The sequence below is a fragment of the Brevundimonas vesicularis genome, assembly GCF_032067225.1.
Lineage (GTDB): Bacteria > Pseudomonadota > Alphaproteobacteria > Caulobacterales > Caulobacteraceae > Brevundimonas > Brevundimonas vesicularis_F.
In genome coordinates this window covers 4,423-7,232 of record NZ_DAMBJX010000091.1, presented here as the reverse complement: position 1 = coordinate 7,232, position 2,810 = coordinate 4,423, and the positions used below count along the sequence as shown (strand labels likewise).

2 protein-coding genes and 1 pseudogene are annotated in these 2,810 nt (G+C 65.6%); all 3 read right to left on the bottom strand.

Going from position 1 to position 2,810, the window contains the following annotated elements; genetic code table 11:
* Positions 1-881 (bottom strand): N-carbamoylputrescine amidase (aguB, locus tag RT123_RS15095; protein WP_313010003.1); only part of this gene is annotated, 881 nt, incomplete at its 3' end.
* Positions 878-1,897 carry an agmatine deiminase family protein gene (locus RT123_RS15090; protein WP_313010001.1) on the bottom strand — a complete coding sequence of 340 codons (1,020 nt, stop codon included), beginning with the start codon at positions 1,895-1,897 and terminating at the stop codon, positions 878-880. The genes aguB and RT123_RS15090, both read right to left, overlap by 4 nt.
* Before the next feature lie 132 nt (positions 1,898-2,029).
* Positions 2,030-2,810 (bottom strand): annotated as a pseudogene (locus RT123_RS15085) (TonB-dependent receptor); the annotation flags it as partial.

Here is a 2,810-nt window from a genome sequence, read left to right as displayed (position 1 = left end):
CGCGGGGGAGGATCGGACCAGCCCTTACCCGTCAGCGCCCCGTACAGGTCCGTCCGGCGATCGCGGAAGAAGCCCCAGGCCGCGCGGTATTTGTCCAGTTCGTCCAGGTCGAAGCGGTGCACCAGCACCCCCTCCTCCTCGGCGCCCAGTTGCTCGACCAGTTCGCCCTGCTGGTCGGCGATGAAGGAATGGCCGTAGAAGGTCTGGCCGACCTCGGTCACGCGCTCATGACCGATCCGGTTGGCGCCGACGACCGGCACGGCGTTCGACACCGCATGGCCCTGCATGGCCCGCCGCCACGGCTCGGCCGTATGCAGGGTCGCATCATGCGGCTCCGTGCCGATGGCGGTCGGATACATCAGGACGTCGGCGCCCATCAGCATCATCGCCCGCGCCGCTTCCGGGAACCACTGGTCCCAGCAGATGCCGACCCCGACCTTGCCGAAGCGGGTCTTCCAGACCTTGAAGCCGGTGTCGCCCGGCCGGAAATAGTACTTCTCCTGATAGCCGGGGCCGTCGGGGATATGGCTCTTGCGATAGACGCCCAGGGCCTCGCCGTCGGCATCCAGCATGACCAGCGAGTTGTAATACTGCGGCCCGTCCTTCTCGAAGATCGAGACCGGAATGGCCACGCCCAGCTCATTGGCGACCGGCGCCATGGCCACAACGCACGGATGTTCGCGCCATTCATAGGCGTGGGCGAACCAGTGCTCTTCCTGCGAGACGCAGAAATACGGTCCCTGGAACAGCTCCGACGGCAGGATCACCTGCGCGCCCTGCCCCGCCGCCTCGCGCACGAAGGCGATAGTCTTGTCGATGTTCGCCTGCATGTCCTCGCCGTACGAGGTCTGGATGCCGGCGACGGTGATGTTGCGGGTCATGCGGGCTCCTGCTGGGAGATGCAGTGGAACGAGCCGCCGCCCGTCAGAATGGCGTTGGACGGCAGCGGAATGATCTCACGATCGGGGAAGGCGTCCTTCAACGCCTGACAGGCCATGTCGGCGGCGCGCACATCGCCATAGGTGGGAACGATCACCGCGCCGTTGGCGATCAGGAAGTTCATGTGGCTGGCCGGAATCGGGCGTTCGTTCTCGTCCAGCACCAGGCCCGGCGACGGGATGCGCACGACCTTCAGCCGACGGCCAGCCGCATCGGTCACGGCGGCCAGATCGCGCGCCGTCGCGTCATAGACGTCGGCGTTGACGTCGTTCGTCCCCCAGGCGACCGGGCAGGCGACCACGCCCGGCGCGACGAACCGCGCCAGATTATCGACGTGCCCGTCGGTGTGATCGTTCAGCAAACCGTCGCCCAGCCACACCACCACCTTGGCGCCGACCGCCTTCTCCAGCGCCGCCGCCGCGACGGCCTCATCCTGGTTCCAGGCGGGATTGCGGTTCGGGTTCAGCAGGCATTGGCGCGTGGTCAGGACGGTGCCCTCCCCGTCATGATCCAGCGACCCGCCCTCCATGACAAAATCGTTCCAGGTCAGGTCCACGCCCGCATGTCGGCCAATCTGGCCGGCGACCAGGTCGTCGCCCGGCATGTCATATTTCCCGCCCCAGCCGTTAAACTTGAACGCCGCCGCCGTTTTTGATCCCGCGCCGAAGATCGGCCCGGTGTCGCGCAGCCAGACGTCGCCGAACTCGCCGGCCACGACCTCGACATTGGCCACACCCGCAAAACGCGCTTGGGCGTCGGCCAGCGCCTCGGCCTTGCCGACCATCAGCTTAACCTGCTCGCGACCCGGACCGGCCGAAGCCCGCACCAGACCCTCGACCTCGTCCTGCGCCTGCTCCAGCGCCTCGAACCAATATTCCGCATGGCTGGGCCAACCCACCCACATGGCGCGGTGCGGCGCCCATTCTGCGGGGATGGCGGCAGCAGTCGGATCGGTCATGCGGGCGTCCTCAGGATGGGCCGAACTCGGAGCCGCGCCATATGGCCCCAAGCGCCCCCGACTTCAACGTCAGCCACGAAAAAGGGCGGCCCGCGAACGGGCCGCCCTTCGTCGTTTCAGTCAGACGTACCCTTAGAAGGAGTAGCGGACGCCGACCTTGATCTGCCAGACCGAGTTCGTGCCGAAGGTCGACGGCGAACGGTCCTGGAAGCTGTTGTAGGTGTAGAACTGGTTGCCCGTGCGCGTCGCCGTGATGTTGTTCGACGTATAGGGGAAACCGATCTGTTGGATCACGCCCCATTCGTCGTTCAGCAGATTGCCCAGGTTTTCGATGTCCATATAGCCGACCAGCTTGGCGCCGCCGGGGAAGAAGGCCGGCAGTTCCTGCTCGATGTGCATATCGACAGTGGTGACATAGGGCGACTTGAAGGCGTTACGCGGGGCGATCGAACCCGCGTAGTCGATCAGACCCGTACGCTTCAGGAAGGCGTTGAACGCGGCCAGGTCGAACGGCGTGGTCACGCCGCCCGAGGTCGTCGAGCCGTAACGCACCAGCGGGTCGCTCGTCGCCGTCACGTTTCCGCTGGAGTCGACTTGCGGCACGTAGAGCAGCTGACGCTGGGTGGTGATGTATTCGCCAGTCAGCGACGCCGGGCTGGTGCCGAAGGTGTAGCTGAACGGCAGACCCGAACGGCGCTGCGCATACATGTTGATGCGGGTGCGGTAGTCGCCGAAGAAGGCGCGAGAATAGCTGACGTTCAGCTTCAGCGCGTGCTCGATCTCATAGTTCGAGGTCGTCAGGGCCGGGTCGTTCGGGTCCGACAGGGCGATGTTGCCGTAGTTGGAGCTGGCGGTCGACGACGTAGCCGGCGAACGGTCGGTTACATCCAGGTAGGTGTAAGACAGGTTGAAG